The organism is Aquabacterium humicola (assembly GCF_030167915.1).
GTDB classification, from domain to species: Bacteria; Pseudomonadota; Gammaproteobacteria; order Burkholderiales; family Burkholderiaceae_C; genus Pseudaquabacterium; species Pseudaquabacterium humicola.
This window is the reverse complement of record NZ_JARGNB010000003.1, coordinates 472296-491822: the sequence shown is the minus strand read 5'-3', so window position 1 is coordinate 491822 and position 19527 is coordinate 472296. Positions and strand designations below refer to the sequence as shown.

Below are 19527 nucleotides of genomic sequence, written 5' to 3'. Positions count from 1 at the left end.
ATGTGCTGGCCGAAGCGTCCAATCGACGCCATGCAGTACCGGCCCCCGGCCGCCATCTCCCCCCAATGCTCAGTCCTGTTTGCTGCCAGCTTCCTGTCTTCCGAATCCAGAATTTCGGCGAATCGGTGAAGTCCGTGCACTTCGACTTCGCCCGGTTGCAGAACCGGATGTCGATGCTGCCGTACCCCCACCGACACGACTTCTATCACGTGGTGTGGGTCACCCACGGCAGTGGCCTGCACATCATCGATTCCGAGCGCTACGAGGTGAAGGCGAACAGCCTGTTCTTCATGTCGCCCGGCCAGGTGCATGACTTCCAGCTGTCCGACGACGCCGAGGGCTACACCATCAACTTCAGCGCCGAGTTCTTCGCGCTGCAGCTGAAGAACAAGAACAGCCTGAACGAGATCCCCGTCTACGACATCGAGCAGCCGATCTCGGCCGTGTACCTCGACGCACCGCAAGCCGAAGAGCTGGGCAAGCTGATCGATGGCATCGCCGATGAATACGAAGGCGAGCAGGCCAGCCACCGCGATGCGCTGCGCTCCTACCTGACGGTCTTCCTCATCAAGGCCTCGCGCATGGCCGAGCCGGCGGCCAACGGCGACCCGACGCAGCGCAGCGTCGCCGTCACGCGGCGCTTCAAGGGCCTGCTGGAGCAGCACTTCCGCACCCTGACCCAGGTGCCTGCCTACGCCCGCATGCTGCGTGTGACCGAACGCGCGCTGAACGAGTCGACCCGCCGCGCCGCCGGGGCCACCGCCAGCCAGCTGATTCGCGAGCGCGTGATGCTGGAGGCCAAGCGGCTGCTGCTGCATTCCGACGCGGCAGTATCGGAGATCGCCGACCAGCTGTCCTTCGAGGACCCGGCCTACTTCAGCCGCTGCTTCAAGAAGCACACCGGCCGTTCGCCGGTGGACTACCGCCAGGGCCTGGCCAAGCTCCACACCTGAGCCCGCTGGCGAGCCGGACGCAAAAGTCCAAGTACTCCGTCGCTTCGTCCTAACGCCGGACAGACGCACGCTCCTACGATCTGGCCGACCGCAGCAGTGCCCGTGCCCACGGGCCGAAGGAGCCACGATGACCGTCGACCGTTTTGCCTCGGCGCAGCAGACGCGCCTGTTCAAGGACACCCTGGCCCGGCTGGCCGAGAAGGTGACCGAAGACGAGCCGACGCTGGGCGTCGAATTCCCGCACGTCACCGCCCCCGACGGCCGCTGGATCACGCTGCCGGCCTCGCTGTCGGCCGGCTACAACGGCGCCGCCTGGAGCCACGGCAACTGGCTGTGCGGCTTCTGGGTGGGGCTGCTGCTGGTGTCGTACCTTCGCACGGACGACAAGCGCTACCTGATGTGGGCGCGCGAACGCATGCGCCTGGTGGCGCAGCGCGCCGACGACCCCAACACCCACGACATCGGCTTCATCTTCGACAGCAGCGCCATCCCGGCTTTCCACGTGACCGGCGACCCCTGGTATGCCGACATCGCGCTGCGTGCTGCCGACCGGCTGCGCGCGCGCATCGTCGGCACCCGCAGCGGCAGCTACCTGGCGTCATGGGGCCCGCTGGACGACCCGCGCGGGCGCTGCAGCTCGGCCATCGACACGATGGCCAACCTGTCGCTGCTGTACTGGGCCAGCCGCCACAGCGGCGACGGCAGCTACCGCCTGGCCGCGGAAGCCCATGCGCAGATGACGGCGACCGCCTTCATCCGCCCCGACGGCTCCACCTACCACGCGGTCGAGTACGACACCGACAGCGGCGAGCGCCGCCGCGGCTACACCTTCCAGGGCGCCGCCGACGAATCGTTCTGGTCGCGTGGGCAAGGCTGGGCGATCTACGGCTACGTGAACTCCGCGCGCGAGACCGGCCAGCTGGCGTTCCTGCAACTGGCCGAGCGCCTCGCGCAGGCCTACATCCAGCGGCTCGACGGCCGCCAGGTGCCGCCGTGGGACTTCGACGCCACCGGCGATGACGCGCGCATCAAGGACACCGCCGCCGCGGCCGTGGTGGCTTCGGCACTGATCGAGATGGGCCGCATCCACCCGGACCGGGACTCAGGCGCCGGCTGGGGCCGCCGCGGCTGCGCGATGCTGGAAGCGCTGTGCCGCGACGAGTTCGCGAGCGAAGCCGGGCACCGCGGCCTGCTGAAGCATTCCTGCTACTCGAAGCCGCACAACGAAGGCGTGGACAGCGCGACGATGTTCGGGGACTTCTTCTTCGCGGAAGCCTTGTGCCGGGTGGCGCTGCCGGGCGGGCTGCGGCCGGAGCTGGCGGTGGCGTTGCGCTGAGCGCGACGCGGCGCCAGGGGCCTTGTAGGATGGCCCCCACGGGTTGCGTTCATCAAGACCGGGGCCCACCGCTGAAGCAAGACGGGGAACATGAAGATCGCCACCTTCAACGTCAACGGCATCACCAGCCGCCTGCCGCGGCTGCTCGAATGGCTCGCCGAGTCGCAGCCTGACGTCGCCTGCCTGCAGGAGCTGAAGACCTCGGACGCCACCTTCCCGCAGCAGGCGATCGAGGACGCCGGCTACGGCGCGGCGTGGCACGGCCAGAAGGGCTTCAACGGCGTCGCGGTGCTGGCCCGCGGAGCGACGCCCACCGAGATCCGCCGCGGCCTGCCCGGCGACCCCGACGACACGCACAGCCGCTACCTCGAGGCCGAGGTCAACGGCGTGACCATCGCATCGATCTACCTGCCCAATGGCAACCCGCAGCCGGGGCCGAAGTTCGACTACAAGCTGGCCTGGTTCGAGCGCCTGATCCAGCACGCGCAGTCGCTGGTCGGGCGCGGCACGCCGGTGGTGCTGTGCGGCGACTACAACGTGGTGCCGACCAACGACGTCGGCGACATCTACTCGGCGAAATCCTGGCTCGACGACGCGCTGCTGCAGCCCGAGAGTCGCGACGCCTGGTTCCGCTTGCTCGACCAGGGCTGGACCGATGCGATCCGGCACCTGCATGGCGCCGAGCCGATGTACACCTTCTGGGACTACTTCCGCAACCGCTGGGCCCGCAACGCTGGCCTGCGCATCGACCACCTGCTGCTGAATGCGCCGGCCGCCAGGCGCCTGCAGGCCGCCGGCGTAGACCGCGAAGTACGCGGCCGCGACAAGCCCAGCGACCACGCGCCCGCGTGGGTCGAGCTGGGCTGAGGGCACGAGGCGCGGGCCGCATCGGGCGCACTGAGCGACAAGGAGCCCGGCGATGATCAAGGCGTTCTTGTGGCTCCTGCTGACCGCCGCGATGGCCTGCCTGCTGCCCCGGGACGCCTTGTCCCAGCAGGACACGGCGGTGCGCCGCATCGGGATCGTGCTGCCGGGCCGGCCGCTCGCGCCGGACGCGCCGCGGCCTGCCCCGAGCGAGATGGTGCGCGCTTTCCGGGAGGCGTTGGCCAGCCACGGCTACGTGGTGGGAAAGAACCTCGCGATCGAGTTGCGCATCGGCGAGTACGAACAGCTGCCCGCGCTGGCCAAAGAGCTCGAGCGGACGAAGGTGGAGGTGATCTGGGTCATCGGCACCCGGGCCGTGCGCATCGTCCAGGCGGCCGTCAAGCGCACGCCGCTCGTGATGTATTCCTGCGATCCGTTCGAGCATGTCGCGAAGCTCTCGCGGCCGGGCAGCAACGTGACCGGTACGACCTGCATGACCACGGAACTGAGCCCGAAGCGGCTCGAGCTGCTGAAGGAACTGCTGCCCGCAGCGCGGCGGGTGGTGTTCTTCGGCGATCCCGAAGATGCGCCGCTCGGCTGGCGCCTGACGCGGGACGCCGCGCCGAAACTCGGCCTGTCGGTCCAGATGGTTCCGTACAAGGACCGCGACGGCATCCCGGCGGCGCTCGAGAAGATCGCGCAGATCAAGCCGGACGCCGTGTTCGTGTACCCGGACGTCATCCTGGGCGGCCAGGCGGGCCAACTCGCGCAGTTCTGGCTCGCGCACGCGCTGCCATCGATGAATGCCTTCCCGGCCTTCGCCGACGCCGGCGGCCTGATGTCGTACGGCGCCGTCTCTGACGAAGTCGGCGCCATGATGGGCACGCAGGCGGCGAAGATCCTCGATGGCGCCCGGCCGCAGGATGTCCCGGTGCAGCGGGCCACGCGGTTCCACCTGGTCATCAACCTGCGGACCGCGAAGGCGCTCGGCGTCAAGGTGCCGCAGTCGCTGCTGCTGCGCGCCGACCGCGTGATCGAGTGACGACCCGGCGACCACACGGGACCGCTGGCCGCGCCGTGGTGGCGCTGGTGGCGATCGTCACGCTGTGCGCAGCGATCGGCGCGGCCGTGATGTTCGGCTGGCGCACGATGCAGCGCACCGAGTTCACGCCGCCGCGGCGCGAGGGTCCGCCGGCGCTGGTGATGCACGAAGGCCGCGCCGCGCTGTGGCTGATGGTGAAGCTCGAGGAGCGGCGCAGGTTCGGCCGCAGCCGCTACAACACCCGCTACCACCTCGAGCTGCGTGCGCACGACGGCGACAGCGGCGAGCTGCTGTGGACGCGCCGGCTGCGCTCGCTCGACGAGAACCAGGACGGCAGCGGCGCGCGGGGGCGCATCCTCGGCCAGCAGGGCGACCGGGTTTGGCTGTTCGTGCACGACACGCCGGTGGCCGTCGCCGCGTCCGACGGCACGGTGAAGGCGACGCTGCTCGACGTGCTGGCTGCGAACCCGGCGCTGCAGGGCGTGGTGACGAATGCGCTCGACAACGTCGCCTTCGACGACGGTCTGGTGCTGGTCACCGCCGATGCACGCCGCCACCGCATCGCCGCGCCGCCGGCATTGACCGCCGCGCCCTACGAGCCGGCCAGCGAACAGGCCTTCTCCGACCTGCGCTTCCGCGCCTCGCGCTGGAACGGCGGCTTCGACCACCACAACTTCCTGACGCCGCAGGCGCGGACCGGCACGGGCACCGGCGGCTGGCTCGGGCTGTTCACGCCGGCCGAGGCCAAGGCCGCCGCCGACGATCCCTGGGGCGATCACCTGAAGCAGCCCGACCGCACCTGGCGCAGCACCGACCGGGAAGCGCGCCGCAGCCTGTGGAATGCCCGCTTCGGCCGCACGCGGGAATTCAGCGAAGGCTCGCACGAGCGCATCGTCGCGCTGACGCCGCTGCCGCAGTCGCCCGAGTACCTGCAGGGCGGCTTCCTGCGCGAGGCCGGCCAGCCGCGGCCGCTGCTGCTCGACGACAGCGCGCTGTTCGTCGTGCACCGCACGCGCACCGATGCCGCCGGACGCGCGGTGCTGACGCAGCTGGTGATCGACCGCGAAGGCGGCGCCAAGCCGGGCTGGAGCGCGACGCTGCCTTTCACCGAGCTGCGCAACCGCTGGCAGCTGCCGGGCCGGCTGCTGATGTTCGGCACCGCCGAGATCACCGATGCCGAGGGGCAACGCCGCCACGAGGAGTCGCTGGCCAGCGTCGAGCTCAGGAGCGGCCGGCTGCAGGGCTGGTTAATCGAGCGCGACTCGCCGCTGGTGGCCTTGCGCGCACCGACCGCCGCGAAGTAGGGAACAGGGAAGGGCCACCGGCCCGCCCGCCCTCCAGTTGACGCGGATCAATGTGGTGCGCCGCCCGCGCGCCGAAGATCAGGCTCACCCATTCCGGGAGCCACGACCATGAAGTTCACGTCGGATGTCGCCGAGGCCGGCGCGATCAGCGCCGCGGCCAAGCTTGCCCCTGCGCCGTACCACACCTCCGCGCCGACACCGCCACCGCAGCCGCAGCAGCCCGAGAGCTGGTTCGACGCGCTGCGCCATGCCTTCGACCTCGACCTCGGGCTGGACAGCACCGCGGGTCTGCAGGCCCTGCTGCCGCTGGCGCTGCCGGTCACGCTGTTCAAGGGCGCGCAGCTGCTGTCGCGCACCCAGCCGGCGCAGCGCCACTGGCTGCTGCTGTCGGGCCAGGTCGCGATGGGCCTGGCCGAGCGCGGCCGCATCACGCAGCAGACGCGCGAAGTGCGGCCGGGCCAGTGGATCGACCACACCAGCGCCTGGCTGGGCGACGGCGGCTACCTGGAGGACGCGCTGATCGAACACGACGGCCTGGCGCTGTCCTTCGCCCATGCCGACCTGCTGCGCTGCGGGCTGCGCCATCCCGAGCTGCTGGCGCTGGCCGCCGGCGCGATGGCCACGCGCGTGCGCGACATGCTGGGCGCCGAGCTGAGCCTGATCCGCCAGAGCGCCGAGTCGCGCTTCGCCGGGTGGCTGCTGCAGCATGCCGAGACGCCGGTCGCCGGCGTCGCCACCCCGCTGCCGCGGGTGGTGCTGCGCCAGCGCAAGCGCGCGATCGCCTCGCAGCTGGGCGCCACGCCCGAGACCTTCTCGCGCGTGCTGCGCCAGCTGGTGAACCGGGGCGCGGTGCGCGCGCGCGGCTACACGATCGAGTTGCTCGACCTGGACCAGCTGCACACGCTGGCGACCGCCGGCGCCACCCGACGGCGAACCTGACGCCGCGCCACACCTTCCGCTTCCAATGACCACGCTGGCCTGGGACGACCCGGCGCAGCTCGGCCGTTTCACGCGCTGGTCCGGCGCCGATGCCGAGCGCCGCGCCGAGTCGAGCTTCATCGTCGAGGGCATGTACTGCGCGGCCTGCTCGGTGCAGATCGAGGACGCGCTCGTGCGCGTGCCCGGCGTCGAGCGCGCCGACGTCAACGCCGGCACGCGCCGCGCGCGCGTGCGCTGGGACCCCGCGCGCACCGCCGCCTCGGCGCTGGTGGCGGCGATCGAGGGCGCCGGCTACCGCGCGCTGCCGGCGCAGGCGCTCGAAGCCGAGGCCGCGCGCCGCGCCGAGGCGCGCACGATGTTGTGGCGGGTGTTCGTCGCCGGCTTCTGCATGATGCAGGTGATGATGTACGCGACACCCGCGTACGTCGCCGGCCCGGAGGGCATCAGCCCCGACATCGCGCGCCTGCTGCAATGGGCCAGCTGGCTGCTGAGCCTGCCGGTGCTGCTGTTTTCGGCCACCCCCTTCCTCAAGGGTGCTATCGGCCAATTGACGCGGCGACGCATCGGCATGGACGTGCCGGTGGCGATCGGCATCGTCGTCACCTTCGCCGCCAGCACGATCGCCGCGTTCGATCCCGGCGGCACGCTGGGCAGCGAGACCTACTTCGACTCGATGACGATGTTCGTCTTCTTCCTGCTCGCCGGCCGGGCGCTGGAGCTGCGCGCGCGCCATGCGAGCCTGGGCGTGCTGGAGGACCTGATGGCGCGCCTGCCCGAGAGCATCGAGCGGCTCGACGACCAGGACCGCGGCGAGCAGGTGCCGGTCAGCGCGCTGCGCGCGGGCGACCGCGTGCGCGTTCGGCCGGGCCAGGCCTTTCCCGGCGACGGCGCGCTGGAGGGCGGCAGCACGCTGGTCGACGAGGCGCTGCTGACCGGCGAGTCGCACCCTCTGCGCCGCGGCGCCGGCGATGCGGTGCTGGCCGGCAGCTTCAACCTGCAGGCGCCGGTGGTGCAGCGCGTCGACGCGCTCGGCGACGACACGCGTTATGCCGGCATCGTCGCGCTGATGGCGCGCGCCGCGAACGACCGCCCGCCGCTGGCGCTGGCGGCCGACCGCATCGCCGGGCCCTTCCTCTGGGCCGTGCTGCTGCTGGCCGGCGGCGCTGCGCTCGCGTGGTGGTTCATCGATCCGACGCGCAGCGTGTGGGTCGCCGTCTCCGTGCTGATCGTCACCTGCCCCTGCGCGCTGTCGCTGGCCACGCCGTCCGCCTTGCTGACCGCGGCCGGCACGCTGGCCCGCAACGGCGTGCTGGTCCAGCGCCTGGCGGCCTTCGAGGCACTGGCGCACGCCGACGTCGTGGCCTTCGACAAGACCGGCACGCTGACCGAGGACCGCATCGAGCTCGCGTCGATCGAGCCATCGCCCGGCTGGCGGGCCGACGAGGCCCTGGCCGCCGCGCAGGCCCTGGCCGCGGCCTCGCTGCATCCGGTCTCGCGCGCCATCGTGGCCGCGGTCGAGCGTGACGGCGGCGCGCCGCTCGCCCTGCATGCGCTCGAGGAAACCGCCGGGCAGGGCGTCACGGGACGCGACGAGCGCGGCCGCTGCTGGCGGCTGGGCGCCCCGGCCTTCACCGGATGCGAAGAGCTCGACAGCCTCGACGACGGCGGCGTGCGCTGCACGCTGTCGGTCGACGGCGCGCCCGTTGCGCAGCTGCGTTTCGACGAACGGCTGCGGCCCGATGCACGCGCCGCGATCGCGCAGTTGCACGCGCAGGGCGTGCGCACGCTGCTGATCAGCGGCGACCGGCCCGAGGCCGCGCAGCGCGTGGCGCGCGCACTCGGCGTGCAGGACGTGCATGCCGGCGCGTCGCCCGAGGCCAAGCTGCGCATCGTCGCCGAGGTGCAGGCCGCAGGACACCGCGTCGCGATGGTCGGCGACGGCATCAACGACGGCCCGGTGCTCGCGCGCGCCGACGTGTCGCTGGCGATGGGCCACGGTGCGCCGCTGGCACGCGCGCAGGCCGACTTCACCTTGCTGCAGGGCCGCCTGGCCGACCTGGTGGCCACGCGCGCGCTGGCACAGCGGGCGCTGCGCGTGCTGCGCCAGAACCTCGCCTGGGCCGCGGCCTACAACGCGGTGTGCGTGCCGCTGGCGCTCGCCGGCTGGCTGCCGCCCTGGGCCGCGGGGCTCGGCATGGCGATGAGCTCGCTGGTGGTCGTTCTCAACGCGCAGCGGCTGCGCCGCCTGCGCTGAACCGGACTGAATCGAATGGACATCCTCTTCCTGCTGGTACCGGTGTCGGTGATCCTGGTGCTGGCCATCATCGTGGTCTTCGCGTGGGCCTTGCACGGCGGCCAGTTCGACAACCTCGAACGCGAGGGCGAACGCATCCTGATGGATGACCAATCGAACTTGTCGGGTATGGGTTCGAAACTTGCGCACGATCAACCCATGACCCTGCGGGCTTCCGAACAATCCGGATGCTGAATTCCGAAAGCCCGATGCGATGAATCCCTCCCCGACAACATCACCGGTCTACAACGACAACGCCGTTCGCCAGTTCACCATCATGTCGGTGGTGTGGGGCGTTGTCGGCATGGCCGTCGGCGTGTTCATCGCCGCGCAGCTAACCTGGCCCGAGCTCAACCTGGGCATCCCGTGGCTCAGCTACGGCCGCCTGCGTCCGCTGCACACCAACGCGGTGATCTTCGCGTTCGGCGGCAGCGCGCTGTTCGCCACCAGCTACTACGTCGTGCAGCGCACCTGCTACGCGTCGATCTTCCTGCCGAAGCTCGCTGCCTTCACCTTCTGGGGCTGGCAGGCGGTGATCGTCGCCGCGGCCGTCTCGCTGCCGCTGGGCTACACCTCCGGCAAGGAATACGCCGAGCTCGAGTGGCCGATCGACATCCTGATCACGCTGGTGTGGGTGTCCTACGCGATCGTCTTCTTCGGCACCATCGCGACGCGCAAGATCCGGCACATCTTCGTCGCCAACTGGTTCTTCGGCGCCTTCATCATCGCCGTCGCGCTGCTGCACCTGGTCAACAGCGCCGCGGTGCCCGCCGGCTTCATGAAGAGCTACTCGGCCTACGCCGGCGTGCAGGACGCGATGGTGCAGTGGTGGTACGGCCATAACGCGGTCGGCTTCTTCCTGACCGCCGGCTTCCTCGGGATGATGTACTACTTCATCCCGAAGCAGGCCGAGCGCCCGGTGTACTCGTACCGCCTGTCGATCGTGCACTTCTGGGCGCTGATCTTCACCTACATGTGGGCGGGCCCGCACCACCTGCACTACACCGCGCTGCCCGACTGGGCGCAGTCGATCGGCATGCTGTTCTCGCTGATCCTGCTGGCGCCGAGCTGGGGCGGCATGATCAACGGCGTGATGACGCTGTCGGGCGCGTGGCACAAGCTGCGCGACGACCCGATCCTTAAGTTCCTGATCGTCGCGCTGTCCTTCTACGGCATGTCGACCTTCGAGGGCCCGATGATGTCGATCAAGACGGTCAACGCGCTGTCGCACTACACCGACTGGACCGTCGGCCACGTGCACTCCGGCGCGCTGGGCTGGGTCGGCCTGATCTCGATGGGCAGCCTGTACTACCTGATCCCGCGCATGTTCGGCCAGAAGCGCATGTACAGCGTGCGGGCCATCGAGCTGCACTTCTGGATCGCCACCATCGGCATCGTGCTGTACATCGCCGCGATGTGGATCGCCGGCGTGATGCAGGGCCTGATGTGGCGCTCGGTCAACCCGGACGGCACGCTCGCCTACAGCTTCGTCGAGAGCGTCAAGGCCACCTTCCCGTTCTACGTCGTGCGCACGCTCGGCGGCCTGCTGTACCTCGGCGGCATGCTGATCATGGCCTGGAACACCTGGAAGACCGCGCGCGCCGGCGCCACTGTCGCGCTGCCGGGCACGCCCACCGCGCTGGCCAACGCCTGAAGCCCTCCGGCGGCCCGCTGCACGCCGGCGGCCGCTCCGAACACACGATAGGAACCCACCATGTCCTCACCCGGCGCCCCCGCCGCGTTCTCGCACGAACGCATCGAGACCAACAGCGTGCTGATGATCGCGCTGATCGTCCTGACGCTGCTGTTCGGCGGCCTGGTCGAGATCGTGCCGCTGTTCTTCCAGCGCAGCACGACGCAGCCGGTGGCCGGCTTGCAGCCTTACACCCCGCTGCAGCTGGCCGGCCGCGACATCTACCTGCGCGAGGGCTGCTACAACTGCCACTCGCAGATGATCCGTCCCTTCCGCGCCGAGACGCTGCGCTACGGCGCCTACTCGGTGGCCGGCGAGTTCGTCTACGACCACCCCTTCCAGTGGGGCAGCAAGCGCACCGGCCCGGACCTGCACCGCGTCGGCGGCCGCTACTCCGACGAATGGCACCGCGTGCACCTGACCAACCCGCGCGACGTGGTGCCCGAATCGAACATGCCCGCGTACCCCTGGCTGGTCAACGCGCAGGTCGACCCGAAGGACATGGCGCCGCGCATGAAGGCGCTGCGCACGGTCGGCGTGCCCTACACCGATGCCCAGATCGCCGCCGCCGGCGACGAGGTCAAGGGCAAGACGGAGCTCGAGGCGCTGATCGCCTACCTGCAGGTGCTGGGCACCGCGCGCAAGTAATCCGAAGGACCCGCGATGGACATCGACGTCAACACCCTGCGCTCGGCCGTGACCCTGGTCTCGCTGCTGGTCTTCGCCGGCATCTGCATCTGGGCCTGGTCCCGCCGACATTCGGCGCGCTTCGACGAAGCCGCGCGCCTGCCCCTGAACTCCGATTGAAGGCCAGAAGATCATGAGCGACTTCGTAAGCGGTGGCTGGTCCACCTACATCGCCGTCGTCACGGCGCTCAGCATCCTGGCCTGCCTGGTGCTGCTGATCGTGGCCAGCCGCACCAAGACCATGGCCGCGGACAACACCACCGGCCACGTGTGGGACGACGACCTGCGCGAGATGAACAACCCGCTGCCGATGTGGTGGGTGGGCCTGTTCGTGCTGACCATCGTGTTCTCCGCGATCTACCTGGTGATGTACCCGGGCATGGGCAGCTTTGCCGGCAAGCTCGGCTGGACGCAGGACGGCCAGTACCAGGCCGAGATGACCAAGGCCAACGAGGCGCTGAAGCCGCTGTACGCCCGCTTCGATGCGATGAGCGTCGAGCAGCTCGCGGCCGACGGCGCCGCGCTGCGCGTCGGCGAGCGGCTGTTCGTCAACAACTGCGCCCAGTGCCACGGCTCGGACGCGCGCGGCAGCAAGGGCTTCCCCGACCTGACCGACGGCGACTGGCTGCACGGCGGCGCGCCGGACAACATCATCCAGACCATCGCCAAGGGCCGCGTCGGCACGATGCCGCCGATGGCCGCCGCGGTCGGCTCCGCCGACGACGTGCGCAACCTCGCGAACTACGTGCTGAGCCTGTCGGGCAGCCCGCACAATCAGATCCAGGCCCAGCTCGGCCGCGCGAAGTTCGCCGCCTGCGCCGCCTGCCACGGTGCCAAGGGCCAGGGCAATACCGCGCTCGGCGCGCCGAACCTGGCGGACAAGGTCTGGCTGCACGGCTGGGGCGAGGAGGCGGTGATGACGATGGTCAACAAGGGCAAGACCAATGTGATGCCGGCCCACGGCGACAAGCTGACGGCGTCGCAGATCCGCGTGCTCGCGGGCTACGTCTGGGGCCTGTCGCGCGGCAGCACCGGGGCCCAGTGACCCCCTGACGCCGAAGGCGGCGGCCGCCAAATACGCCGCCTCCGGCTTCCGCAGCGCGCAGCGAGTCCATGAACAAGAGAACCGTCATCCCGATCCAGCCGGTCGCCGCCACGCCCGAAGGCGCGGACGCCGAGCTGGTTTCGCTCTTCGAGCGCACCAGGAAGCTCTACCCGCGTTCGGTGTCCGGCTGGTTCAACGGCTGGCGCTGGGGCTTCGTCTGGCTCACGCAGCTGATCTTCTACGGGCTGCCGTGGTTGCCGTGGAACGACCGCCAGTCCGTGCTGTTCGACCTCGCGACGCGGCGCTTCTACATCTTCGACCTGGTCCTGCACCCGCAGGACTTCATCTACCTGACCGCGCTGCTGGTGCTCAGCGCGCTGGGCCTGTTCCTGTTCACCGCGGTGGCCGGCCGCCTGTGGTGCGGCTTCGCCTGCCCGCAGACCGTCTACACCCAGATCTACATGTGGGTGGAGCAGCGCTTCGAGGGCGACCGCGTGGCGCGCATGCGCCGCGACAACGGCCCGTGGACGTTCGACCGCGTGTGGCGCCGCGCCGGCAAGCACGCGGTGTGGATCGCCATCGGCCTGTGGACCGGCTTCACCTTCGTCGGCTACTTCACGCCGATCCAGGGCCTTGCCGCCGAGGCGCGCACGCTGTCCTTCGGCCCGTGGGAATGGTTCTGGGTGCTGTTCTACGGCTTCGCCACCTACGGCAATGCCGGCCACATGCGCGAGCAGGTGTGCAAGTACATGTGCCCGTACGCGCGCTTCCAGAGCGCGATGTTCGACCACGACACGATGATCGTGAGCTACGACGCGGCGCGTGGCGACCCGCGCGGCGCGCGCTCCCGCAAGGCCGACCCGAAGGCGCTGGGCCTGGGCGACTGCGTCGACTGCACGCTGTGCGTGCAGGTCTGCCCCACCGGCATCGACATCCGCGACGGCCTGCAGTACGAATGCATCGGTTGCGCCGCGTGCATCGACATCTGCAACGGCGTGATGGACAAGCTGGGCTACCAGCCCGGGCTGATCCGCTTCTCGACGCAGAACGGCCTGGCGAACGGCTGGAACCGCGCCCAGATGATCCGCCGCGTGCTGCGGCCGCGCGTGCTGATCTACGGCGCGATCCTCGGTGCGATCAGCATCGCCTTCGTGACCAGCCTGGTGCTGCGCAGCCCCTTCAAGGTCGACGTGATCCGCGACCGCGGCACGCTGGCGCGCATCGTCGACAACGGCCGCGTCGAGAACGTCTACCGCCTGCAGGTCATGAACGGCACCGAGCGCATGCAACGTTATGCCGTGACGGTCGACGGCCTGCCGGGACTGGCCGCGGTGAACGCCGCGCCGGTGGAGATCGGCCCCGCGCAGGCGCGCTGGGTGCCGGTGCGCGTGCAGCTGCCCTTCGAGGAAGCCGGCAAGTTGAAGCCCGGCAGCTCGCACCCGATCCACTTCACGATCCAGCGACAGGCGGCCGGCGACGATCCGGCCCGCGACGTGCGCGAACGCTCGACCTTCCTCGTGCCGCGCTGACCTCTCCTCGACATTCCACCGGGACACCGCCATGCCCACCACGATGACCCTTCGCCGTCCCGCCGATCCCGATCCGAGCACCGTCCGCCCCTGGTGGCGCGAGCCGATGATGTGGCTGGTGATCGGCGGCCCGCTCGCCGTCGTGGTCGCCGGCTGCATCACCGCGGCGATCGCGATCAGCGCGCCCGACCCGGTGCTCAAGCCCGACGCCGCCGCGACGACCGAGCTGCGGCCCGCAGTGCAGGCGCGCAACCATGCCGCCGCACCGCTGCCGGCGGGCCAGGACGCTGCGAACAAGCGTTAGGCCGCTGCCGCGCACGACCCTGCGCCAGATTCACGTGCCGGATGCACGCGCCGCCGGACCCGCCCGACAACACCACGAGAGAGACATCACGATGAAACAGCGCCTGATGTGGATCGCCTGGCCCGCCTTCCTGACCGCCGGCGTGCTCGAGACCGTGGTCTTCGCGCTGGTCGACCCGCAGGCGCTGCATGGCTTCGACGGCGAGCCGATCGAGCTTTCGCGCTCGGCCGTCTACACGCTGACCTTCTTCGTCTTCTGGGCCGCGACGATGCTGTCGAGCGCCTTGACGACGCTGCTGGCCGCGTCGCCCTTCGAGATCAACCGCTGCCCGCTGCCGGTCGATGGCCGGCCGGACGGGTGTCCCAAGCCGGCGCCGAACCGGCGCTGACGGTTCGCCGCGGCGCCGGCGCGTGCAGGGCGTCACGCTGCGCCGCCGCAGCCGCCCCCAGCGGGTCGACCGGCATTGACGGCACGCAAACCATGGCGCCCGCCATTGGACTGCAATTGCAGATGAGGGGCGGCCGTGGGGCCTGCCGGAGCGCAACATGAGATCCGTGCCGCTTGGCCCGGATGGCGAAGAACTGCCGGACGGCCACCGCTGCCCGGATTGCGGCGGGCCGATCGAACGCCTGCATCGCCATGCGTTGGACCGCTGGGCCAGCGTCTTCCGCTCGGTCCACCGCTATCGCTGCCTCGATGCGGCCTGTGCCTGGGAAGGGCTGGTCGGCCGCCTGCCGTTGGCGGCAGCGGCCGCGACGCCGCCGGTGCGCGCCTCCTGGCGGGCGCGGCTGGTCTGGCTGGCGGCCGGCGTCGTGCTGACGGCCGCGGCGGTGCAGGGCGTGCGCCTCGTGAAACACGCGACGGCGCCGCCACCGGCGGCGAAGCCGGTCGCGAGTGCCGCCGAGACGGCGCGCATGGCGGCGCCCGGCGTCGACGTCGAGGGGCCGCTGCTGCCCGCCAGCGACGCCCGCGCCGCGGCCAACACCACGCCGCTGACGCTGCGTCGCCACTGCGCCTGGGGCACGCCGGGCGCGGACCGCTACCGCGGAACCGTGACGCAGGCGCTGACGGCCGCGCGGCTGCCGCCGGAGGTCGTGCGCACGGTGGCCACGATGGCCGAGCGCGGCGACCTGCAGACCCAGGTGCAGATCAGCCGCGATGGGGTGCGTACCGCCGACGGCCAGCGCAGCTTCCCGCCGCGCCTGCGCGCGATGGGCTTCGGCCGCACGCTGTGCTTCGGCACGCGGGTCAACTTCCCGGCCGGCCACGTCGAGCCGGCGGCGCTGTACGAGGTGCGCGATGACCAGGGCCGCCTGCACACGGTGATGGTGCCGTACGTCTGCGGCAACGTGGCCGTGCTGGGCGAGGAGGCCGACGAGGACGAGCAGGGCGGCGGCGGCGGTGGCGGCGGGCGCACGGTGCCCGAGCCTGCCGGCTGGGCGCTGGTGCTGGCCGGCCTCGCGGCGCTGGCCTGGACACGGCGCGGCTCAAGCCGGCGCGCCGATGGCCGAAGAAGCGGCGTGGCATCCCGAGGTCCCCGATGATCCTTCGCCCGCTGATCCTGGTGTCGGCGCTGGCCGGTGCATGGCCGGGCGCCGCCACGGCCGCCGAGAAGGGCGCCGAAAAGCGCGTCGAGAAGCGCCTCGAGAAGCGCGCCGAGAAGAGCACAGAGCAGAGCGCCGAGCGCGCCGAGTCGTTCGTGCAGCAGCTCGCCGCGCTGATCAACGACTACCGGCGCCAGCACGGCCTGCAGGCGCTGCTGCCGGCGGCCGAGCTGGTGTCGCTGGCCGATGAGCACAGCGAGGCGATGGCCGGGCAGCGCGTGCTCACGCACGAGGGCTTCCGCGACCGCTACGCGCGTTCCGGCAGCAAGGTCTGCGTCGAGAACCTGGGCTGGAACCACCGCAGCCCGCAGGCGCTGCTGGAAGGCTGGCGCCAGTCGCCCGGCCACCACCGCAACCTGCTGAACCCGAAGGTCGAGCGCGTCGGCATCGCGGCGCGCGAGCGCTTCGTCACCTTCTTCGCCTGCCGCTGACGCCCCGACGCGCTCAGCGCTTGGGCTTCTTCCGGTCGTCGAACTTGCGCCAGTAGCGGAACTCGTCCTCGTGCACCTCGATGTCGAGCTCGAGGATGCGCGCCTGCAGCCGTTCCTGCACGTCGGCCACCGCGCGGTTGTAGATCACCGGGCCGATCTCCTCGACGAAGAAGTTCAGCAGCGCGCCGGCTGCGATGTTGCCGATGCGCTCGTCCATGTTCTCCTGGAAGTAGCGCTCGATCGACTGGATTGCCTCGGTGCGGGCTTCCTTGGGCAGTTCGATGGCCATCAGGCGATCTCTCCAACGCCGGCCGCGCACCAGCCGCCTCCGCGCATGCGCTGCCGGCACTCGGGCTTCAGCTCGCTCGGCCCGTCGTCACCGAGCAGGGTGCAGGGGTCGTACCAGATCTTGGTGCGGCTCGAGCCGCGAAGCTGCGGCAGCTCGCCGCCGAACTCCGGGTTGTCGGGGCAGCGCTGGTGCCACAGCGCCCAGCGGTCGGGCACTTCATCGAAGCACAGCACTTCCTTGATGCCGCCGTTGCAGTTGGTGGCGACGACCAGCACCGGCCCCGGCAGGTCCGGCCGCGGATCGGCCACCTGCATGACCACGTCGTGGTGGAACTCGCCCTGCGTCCAGTGCGCGAGCACGCGGTAGCCGCCATAGCGCCGGCGCATCGTCTGCAGCAGGCTGCTGAGCTCGGTGCGCGGCGTCAGGAAGGCGAGGTCCATGGGTCACGAGTGTCGCAGGATGTCCGCCACCCGTGCGCGCAGCCGGGGCACCAGGTCCTGCTCGAACCAGCGATTGCGTGCCAGCCAGCGGTTGTTGGTCGGGCTCGGGTGCGGCAGCGGCATCAGTGCCGGTTGATGGCGCTGCCCCTGGCGGACCGCGGCGGTCAGGCCGTCGGATTCGTCGGGCAGGTGGTGGGCGAGGGCGTACCGCCCGATCACCAGCGTCAGCTGCAGCTGCGTCAGCGCCTGCAGCAGCGGCGCGCGCCAGCGCGGCGCACATTCGGGCCGCGGCGGCCGGTCGCCGGAACGGGCCTGGCCGGGATAGCAGAAGCCCATCGGCAGGATCGCGAAACACGTCGGGTCATGGAACTGCGCCCGTGTGACGCCCAGCCAGTCGCGCAGCCGATCGCCACTCGCGTCGTCGAACGGCACGCCGCTCTCGTGCACCTTGCGGCCCGGCGCCTGCGCGGCGATCAGGATGCGCGCCGATGGATGCAGCTGCAGCACCGGACGGGGCTCGTGCGGCAGGTGCTCGGCGCAGTGGCGGCAGGCGCGTACGTCGGCGAGCAGCGTGGTGATGGGGACGGTCGTGCGCTCGGACAACGAGGAATGCGTTCAGGAAGAGGCCCCGCATGGTAGTCAAGCTCGTCGAGCTGTTCGAACCCGCGCCCGAAGGCGGCGGTGATCGGTAGCGCGCCGCTGTCTTCAGGCGCGCCTCACCACTGCCCGCTGATCGCCATGCGCCAGGTGCGCGGCGCTTCGGCGTGCGTGTACAGCGCCGACTTCTCCACCGGCCGCAGGTTGCCCAGGTTGTCGACGCCGACGCTCAGCTCGAGGCCTTCGGCCAGCGTGCGCGCGGCGTAGGCGCCGGACAGCGTCAGCGCCGGGGCGCGCTGCGCCGGGCCGCTGGTGGCCGGCAGCCATTGCGGGCCGCTGCGCTCGATGCGCAGGCCGGCGCGCCAGGCCTGCCGCTGCCAATCGAGCCGCGCGCTCGCCGAGTAGCTCGGCCGGCGTTCGAGTGCCCGGCCCTGGCCGTCCTCGGCCGACAGCTTGCTCGCCGCCAGCTGCGCCGTGAAGCCTGCGCCCAGCGGCTGCACGAGCGAGGCCTCGAGCCCGCGCAGGCGGGCGCGCGAGATGTTTTCGTAGGTGTAGGTGCCGGTGCCCGGCACGCTGCCCGGGCTGACCAGGCGAACGTCGATCAGGTCGGTGACGCGCTGCTGGAACAGCGTCAGCTGCGCCTGGCGCGCGCCCTCGGCATAGGCCAGCACCACCTCGCCGCCGCGGCTGCGTTCGGGCTTCAGGCCCGGGTTGCCGAGAAAACTGTTCGGGCCTTCAGGCCGCGCGCCCGGCACGATCTGCTTCAGGTTCGGCGCCTTGAAGCCGCTGCTGACGCCGCCCTTGAGCGTCCATTGCGGGCCGCCGCGCCACACCAGGTAGGCGCGCGGGCTGGTGCTGTTGCCGTAGAGCGAATGGCGGTCGTGGCGCACGCCGAGCGTCGCGTTCAGCGTGGACCGCAGCGCCCATTCGTCCTGCAGGAAGAGCGAACGGTGCTCGGCCAGCGACTCGCCGCCCGGCAGGCCCGGATCGGCCAGCAGCTCGTTGCGCGCCTCGAAGCCGGTGGCCACGGCGTGGCTGCCGCGCGCGATGCGCCACTGGCCTTCCAGCACGCGCTCGGTCAGGCGCTGCGGCGGGTTGATCGCCACGCCCGCGCTGCGGCGGTTCTCGACGTCCAGCCGCGATTCATAGGCGCGCAGCTTCGCCGACTGGCGGTCGTCGTCGAAGTCGCCGCTCCAGCCCAGCGAGGCCAGCGAGCGTTCGAGTGCGTTCACCGTCTCGTGGTAGCGCTTGCGCCCGCTGCGCTCGCGGGCATCGGCCACGCGGGTTTCCTCGCCGGCCCGCAGGTCCAGGTCGATCCGCTGCGTGCCGGTCGGGCGCCAGCCGAGGCCCATCCAGACGTCGGACTTGCGGTGGCCCTCGAGCTCGGAGATGCGCGGGTCCTCGATCGATGCCAGCGCGCTGCGCCGCGAATCGGCGGCACCGGCGACGAGGCTCAGTCGTTCGGCCAGCGGCCCGTCGATGCGCAGGCTCGCGCGCTGCGAATCACCGCCGCGCTGGCCGCTCGCCACGCCACCGTCGACCCGCGCGCCGGTGCGCCAGCGGTCGCCCGCCGGCCGGGTGATCACGTTGACGACACCGCCCATCGCTTCCGAGCCGTACAGCACCGACAGCGGCCCGCGCACGACCTCGATGCGCTCGATGTCCTCGACCGGGATCCAGTCGTACTGGAAATCCGAGTGGCCGACGATGCCGTCGCTCGCGCCGACGCGGCGGCCGTCGATCAGGAACAGCGTGTGCTTGCTGTCCAGGCCGCGCAGGCCCAGCACCTTGCGGCCGCCGATGGTGCGGCCCTGCAGCGTGATGCCGGGTTCGCCGCGCAGCGCGTCGAACAGGTCGTCGGCCGCGCGCGCCTCGAGGTCGCGCCGCGTCACCACCGACAGCGCCGCCGGTGCATCGAGCGCCAGCATCGCGTGGCGGGTCGCGGTGACCACGACGGTGGGCGTGGGCAGTTCCTGCGCCCGCGTGGCGAGCGGCAGCGTGGCGAGCAGTGCCGCGCAGGCGAGCGCGACGGGGGAGTGGAGGGTGTTCATCGTGCCGCGAGCATCACCGCCCGCCCACCGCCGGACCTTGCACTAAATCGAAGCGGCCCCCATGCCTGCCAGTCGTCATGCGCGCAGTTGCGCTGGATCAACGGCGGTCCGTCATCTTGTCGCGCA

21 protein-coding genes are annotated in these 19527 nt (G+C 71.0%); 17 read left to right on the top strand and 4 right to left on the bottom strand.

The genetic code is table 11. The annotated features are described in order from the left end of the window. Window positions 1-125 precede the first annotated feature (125 nt). The 17 genes from P1K89_RS18355 to P1K89_RS18275 all read left to right on the top strand — a co-directional run bounded on the left by P1K89_RS18355 (window position 126) and on the right by P1K89_RS18275 (window position 16024). Window positions 126-953: a helix-turn-helix domain-containing protein gene (locus P1K89_RS18355; RefSeq protein ID WP_284617933.1), complete on the top strand. Its 828-nt coding sequence runs from the start codon at window positions 126-128 to the stop codon at window positions 951-953. 127 nt (window positions 954-1080) lie between these two features. Continuing rightward, window positions 1081-2289, top strand: coding sequence for a glycoside hydrolase family protein (locus tag P1K89_RS18350; protein ID WP_284617932.1), 1209 nt, complete (start codon window positions 1081-1083; stop codon window positions 2287-2289). Between the two features lie 90 nt (window positions 2290-2379). Beyond that, window positions 2380-3156, top strand: coding sequence for an exodeoxyribonuclease III (xth, locus tag P1K89_RS18345; protein WP_284617931.1), 777 nt, complete (start codon window positions 2380-2382; stop codon window positions 3154-3156). Window positions 3157-3208: 52 nt separating this feature from the next. Next, on the top strand, window positions 3209-4195 hold the full coding sequence (locus P1K89_RS18340; protein WP_284617930.1) for an ABC transporter substrate-binding protein: 987 nt from the start codon (window positions 3209-3211) through the stop codon (window positions 4193-4195). Window positions 4196-4230: 35 nt separating this feature from the next. Next, a complete protein-coding gene (locus P1K89_RS18335) occupies window positions 4231-5499 on the top strand; it encodes a PA2928 family protein (protein ID WP_284617929.1) in 1269 nt (422 codons plus the stop codon). A 108-nt stretch (window positions 5500-5607) separates the two neighbouring features. Further along, on the top strand, window positions 5608-6438 hold the full coding sequence (locus P1K89_RS18330; protein WP_284617928.1) for a Crp/Fnr family transcriptional regulator: 831 nt from the start codon (window positions 5608-5610) through the stop codon (window positions 6436-6438). Window positions 6439-6463: 25 nt separating this feature from the next. Beyond that, window positions 6464-8692, top strand: a complete 2229-nt coding sequence (locus P1K89_RS18325) for a heavy metal translocating P-type ATPase (RefSeq protein WP_284617927.1) — start codon at window positions 6464-6466, stop codon at window positions 8690-8692. A 15-nt stretch (window positions 8693-8707) separates the two neighbouring features. Beyond that, window positions 8708-8926 (top strand): cbb3-type cytochrome oxidase assembly protein CcoS, encoded by a 219-nt coding sequence (gene ccoS / locus P1K89_RS18320; RefSeq protein WP_284617926.1) that lies wholly within the window; start codon window positions 8708-8710, stop codon window positions 8924-8926. Between the two features lie 19 nt (window positions 8927-8945). Next, window positions 8946-10385, top strand: coding sequence for a cytochrome-c oxidase, cbb3-type subunit I (gene ccoN, locus P1K89_RS18315; RefSeq protein ID WP_284617925.1), 1440 nt, complete (start codon window positions 8946-8948; stop codon window positions 10383-10385). A 60-nt stretch (window positions 10386-10445) separates the two neighbouring features. Next, on the top strand, window positions 10446-11072 hold the full coding sequence (gene ccoO, locus P1K89_RS18310; RefSeq protein WP_284617924.1) for a cytochrome-c oxidase, cbb3-type subunit II: 627 nt from the start codon (window positions 10446-10448) through the stop codon (window positions 11070-11072). A gap of 15 nt (window positions 11073-11087) precedes the next feature. Then, window positions 11088-11231 carry a cbb3-type cytochrome oxidase subunit 3 gene (locus P1K89_RS18305; RefSeq protein ID WP_439898004.1) on the top strand — a complete coding sequence of 48 codons (144 nt, stop codon included), beginning with the start codon at window positions 11088-11090 and terminating at the stop codon, window positions 11229-11231. Window positions 11232-11244: 13 nt separating this feature from the next. Beyond that, on the top strand, window positions 11245-12156 hold the full coding sequence (ccoP, locus tag P1K89_RS18300) for a cytochrome-c oxidase, cbb3-type subunit III (RefSeq protein WP_284617923.1): 912 nt from the start codon (window positions 11245-11247) through the stop codon (window positions 12154-12156). 68 nt (window positions 12157-12224) lie between these two features. Next, window positions 12225-13685: a cytochrome c oxidase accessory protein CcoG gene (ccoG, locus tag P1K89_RS18295; protein WP_284617922.1), complete on the top strand. Its 1461-nt coding sequence runs from the start codon at window positions 12225-12227 to the stop codon at window positions 13683-13685. A 43-nt stretch (window positions 13686-13728) separates the two neighbouring features. Beyond that, entirely contained in the window at window positions 13729-13989 is a 261-nt protein-coding gene (locus tag P1K89_RS18290; protein WP_284617921.1) for a hypothetical protein, read from the top strand. 91 nt (window positions 13990-14080) lie between these two features. Beyond that, a complete protein-coding gene (locus tag P1K89_RS18285; RefSeq protein ID WP_284617920.1) occupies window positions 14081-14377 on the top strand; it encodes a hypothetical protein in 297 nt (98 codons plus the stop codon). 157 nt (window positions 14378-14534) lie between these two features. After that, window positions 14535-15533: a PEP-CTERM sorting domain-containing protein gene (locus tag P1K89_RS18280; protein WP_284617919.1), complete on the top strand. Its 999-nt coding sequence runs from the start codon at window positions 14535-14537 to the stop codon at window positions 15531-15533. Beyond that, window positions 15530-16024 (top strand): CAP domain-containing protein, encoded by a 495-nt coding sequence (locus P1K89_RS18275; RefSeq protein WP_284617918.1) that lies wholly within the window; start codon window positions 15530-15532, stop codon window positions 16022-16024. Before P1K89_RS18280 ends, P1K89_RS18275 begins: the two co-directional genes overlap by 4 nt. A gap of 13 nt (window positions 16025-16037) precedes the next feature. Here the strand turns inward: P1K89_RS18275 and P1K89_RS18270 are convergent, their stop codons facing one another. The 4 genes from P1K89_RS18270 to P1K89_RS18255 form a co-directional block, all read right to left on the bottom strand. After that, window positions 16038-16313 carry a DUF2164 domain-containing protein gene (locus P1K89_RS18270; RefSeq protein WP_284617917.1) on the bottom strand — a complete coding sequence of 92 codons (276 nt, stop codon included), beginning with the start codon at window positions 16311-16313 and terminating at the stop codon, window positions 16038-16040. After that, window positions 16313-16753 carry a hypothetical protein gene (locus P1K89_RS18265; RefSeq protein ID WP_284617916.1) on the bottom strand — a complete coding sequence of 147 codons (441 nt, stop codon included), beginning with the start codon at window positions 16751-16753 and terminating at the stop codon, window positions 16313-16315. Before P1K89_RS18265 ends, P1K89_RS18270 begins: the two co-directional genes overlap by 1 nt. Window positions 16754-16756: 3 nt before the next feature. Continuing rightward, window positions 16757-17356, bottom strand: coding sequence for a uracil-DNA glycosylase family protein (locus P1K89_RS18260; RefSeq protein ID WP_284617915.1), 600 nt, complete (start codon window positions 17354-17356; stop codon window positions 16757-16759). 113 nt (window positions 17357-17469) lie between these two features. Further along, window positions 17470-19401 carry a TonB-dependent receptor plug domain-containing protein gene (locus P1K89_RS18255; RefSeq protein ID WP_284617914.1) on the bottom strand — a complete coding sequence of 644 codons (1932 nt, stop codon included), beginning with the start codon at window positions 19399-19401 and terminating at the stop codon, window positions 17470-17472. Window positions 19402-19527: the final 126 nt, after the last annotated feature.

Excerpts from the sequence above, each read along its gene's own strand:
- ccoN (WP_284617925.1), top strand. The coding sequence starts at position 8,946 with ATGAATCCCTCCCCGACAACATCACCGGTCTACAACGACAACGCCGTT.
- P1K89_RS18255 (WP_284617914.1), bottom strand. The coding sequence starts at position 19,401 with ATGAACACCCTCCACTCCCCCGTCGCGCTCGCCTGCGCGGCACTGCTC.
- P1K89_RS18305 (WP_439898004.1), top strand. The coding sequence starts at position 11,088 with ATGGACATCGACGTCAACACCCTGCGCTCGGCCGTGACCCTGGTCTCG.
- ccoO (WP_284617924.1), top strand. The coding sequence starts at position 10,446 with ATGTCCTCACCCGGCGCCCCCGCCGCGTTCTCGCACGAACGCATCGAG.
- P1K89_RS18285 (WP_284617920.1), top strand. The coding sequence starts at position 14,081 with ATGAAACAGCGCCTGATGTGGATCGCCTGGCCCGCCTTCCTGACCGCC.
- ccoG (WP_284617922.1), top strand. The coding sequence starts at position 12,225 with ATGAACAAGAGAACCGTCATCCCGATCCAGCCGGTCGCCGCCACGCCC.
- P1K89_RS18290 (WP_284617921.1), top strand. The coding sequence starts at position 13,729 with ATGACCCTTCGCCGTCCCGCCGATCCCGATCCGAGCACCGTCCGCCCC.
- P1K89_RS18270 (WP_284617917.1), bottom strand. The coding sequence starts at position 16,313 with ATGGCCATCGAACTGCCCAAGGAAGCCCGCACCGAGGCAATCCAGTCG.
- P1K89_RS18350 (WP_284617932.1), top strand. The coding sequence starts at position 1,081 with ATGACCGTCGACCGTTTTGCCTCGGCGCAGCAGACGCGCCTGTTCAAG.
- P1K89_RS18325 (WP_284617927.1), top strand. The coding sequence starts at position 6,464 with ATGACCACGCTGGCCTGGGACGACCCGGCGCAGCTCGGCCGTTTCACG.
- P1K89_RS18280 (WP_284617919.1), top strand. The coding sequence starts at position 14,535 with ATGAGATCCGTGCCGCTTGGCCCGGATGGCGAAGAACTGCCGGACGGC.
- xth (WP_284617931.1), top strand. The coding sequence starts at position 2,380 with ATGAAGATCGCCACCTTCAACGTCAACGGCATCACCAGCCGCCTGCCG.
- P1K89_RS18330 (WP_284617928.1), top strand. The coding sequence starts at position 5,608 with ATGAAGTTCACGTCGGATGTCGCCGAGGCCGGCGCGATCAGCGCCGCG.
- ccoP (WP_284617923.1), top strand. The coding sequence starts at position 11,245 with ATGAGCGACTTCGTAAGCGGTGGCTGGTCCACCTACATCGCCGTCGTC.
- P1K89_RS18265 (WP_284617916.1), bottom strand. The coding sequence starts at position 16,753 with ATGGACCTCGCCTTCCTGACGCCGCGCACCGAGCTCAGCAGCCTGCTG.
- P1K89_RS18275 (WP_284617918.1), top strand. The coding sequence starts at position 15,530 with ATGATCCTTCGCCCGCTGATCCTGGTGTCGGCGCTGGCCGGTGCATGG.
- P1K89_RS18340 (WP_284617930.1), top strand. The coding sequence starts at position 3,209 with ATGATCAAGGCGTTCTTGTGGCTCCTGCTGACCGCCGCGATGGCCTGC.
- ccoS (WP_284617926.1), top strand. The coding sequence starts at position 8,708 with ATGGACATCCTCTTCCTGCTGGTACCGGTGTCGGTGATCCTGGTGCTG.